This is a genomic window from Heliobacterium chlorum (assembly GCF_014502795.1).
GTDB classification, from domain to species: Bacteria; Bacillota; Desulfitobacteriia; order Heliobacteriales; family Heliobacteriaceae; genus Heliobacterium; species Heliobacterium chlorum.
Window position 1 is genome coordinate 1 of record NZ_JACVHF010000111.1, and the last position, 1,036, is coordinate 1,036.

Here is a 1,036-nt window from a genome sequence, read left to right on the forward strand (position 1 = left end):
TGATCTGGTGGCAATGGCGGAGGGGTCACACCCGTTCCCATCCCGAACACGGAAGTTAAGCCCTCCTGCGCCGATGGTACTTGGGACGTTGGTCCCTGGGAGAGTAGGTCGCTGCCGGATTGACCGGGTAACCGGTAAAAACCTGATGAGTTAACTTTGTCAGGTGCATAGGGGCCTATAGCTCAGCTGGCTAGAGCGTACGACTGATAATCGTAAGGTCGGTGGTTCGAGTCCACCTAGGCCCACCATATGTGGGGGTGTAGCTCAGCTGGGAGAGCACCTGCCTTGCAAGCAGGGGGTCAGCGGTTCGATCCCGCTCATCTCCACCATATATGCAAATAATGCCGCTGCTTTGCGGCGGCATGTTGTTCCTTGAAAACTGCACAGAGGTAAAGTAAAGCGCAAGCAGTGATGATTGTGGCGTTGATGTTTTCGGTACGTTGATAATCCATTACCAAGGTAACGAAACAGAACAAAGCAATCCATCATTGAAAATAAGGTCAAGTTAGTAAGGGCATACGGTGGATGCCTAGGCGCTGAGAGGCGAAGAAGGGCGCGGATAACTGCGAAAAGCCACGGTGAGCCGTAAGCAGGCATCGACCCGTGGATACCCGAATGGGGCAACCCGTCCGGAGTCATATCCGGACATCGCTGACTGAATCCATAGGTCAGTGAAGCCAACCCGGGGAACTGAAACATCTAAGTACCCGGAGGAAAAGAAATCAAGCGAGATTCCCCCAGTAGCGGCGAGCGAACGGGGAAAAGCCTAAACCGTCTCTACGGAGGCGGGGTTGCGGGACCTTCATCCCGAATGAATCATCCTAGTCGAAGCGGTCTGGAAAGGCCCGGCACAGCAGGTAACACCCCTGTAGGCGAAAGGACGAGACATTCCGAAGGGATCCCAAGTACCGCGGGGCACGTGAAATCCCGTGGGAATCCGGGGGGACCACCCTCCAAGGCTAAATACTCCTCAGCGACCGATAGTGAACCAGTACCGTGAGGGAAAGGTGAAAAGCACCCCGGAAGGGGAGTGAAA

2 tRNA genes and 2 rRNA genes are annotated in these 1,036 nt (G+C 54.9%); all 4 read left to right on the plus strand.

The annotated features are described in order from the left end of the window. Window positions 1–3 precede the first annotated feature (3 nt). Window positions 4–120, plus strand: a 5S ribosomal RNA gene (rrf, locus tag H1S01_RS20350). A gap of 51 nt (window positions 121–171) precedes the next feature. Further along, window positions 172–248: transfer RNA gene (locus H1S01_RS20355), tRNA-Ile, on the plus strand. A 5-nt stretch (window positions 249–253) separates the two neighbouring features. Next, a tRNA-Ala gene (locus H1S01_RS20360) sits at window positions 254–329 on the plus strand. A gap of 169 nt (window positions 330–498) precedes the next feature. Next, window positions 499–1,036: ribosomal RNA gene (locus H1S01_RS20365) — 23S ribosomal RNA — on the plus strand; the annotation flags it as partial.